The sequence below is a fragment of the Robertmurraya sp. DFI.2.37 genome (genome assembly GCF_029211245.1).
Classification (GTDB): domain Bacteria; phylum Bacillota; class Bacilli; order Bacillales; family Cytobacillaceae; genus Robertmurraya; species Robertmurraya methanolica_A.
In genome coordinates this window covers 1-299 of record NZ_JARGEJ010000658.1, presented here as the reverse complement: position 1 = coordinate 299, position 299 = coordinate 1, and the positions used below count along the sequence as shown (strand labels likewise).

Sequence of the window (299 nt, the reverse complement as noted above, 5' to 3'; positions counted from 1 at the left end):
AGCGCATTCCAACAAATTGACGAGAAAATGCTTCTGCAACAACAGGTGGAAGCCCCATTCCAATATTAATGAAAACCAATAATAGCTTTCTACCGCGAAATTTTGTTAAACCTAATAAAATCCCGAGAGGAATTCCAATTAACGTGCTGATTAAAATGGCCGTTAAGGAAATCCGTAATGTCCGCCAAGTGATTTCATAAACTTCACGATCACCAGTAATGATCTTTTCGACCGCCCGTGTTAGTCCATCAATTAATAAGTCCATATTGATTCCATCCGTTCGTTTCTAGATTAAAGAA

General features: G+C 38.1%; 1 pseudogene. It reads right to left on the bottom strand.

The features are described from left to right. Window positions 1–265, bottom strand: a pseudogene (locus PZE06_RS28095) (ABC transporter permease); the annotation flags it as partial. Window positions 266–299 lie beyond the last annotated feature (34 nt).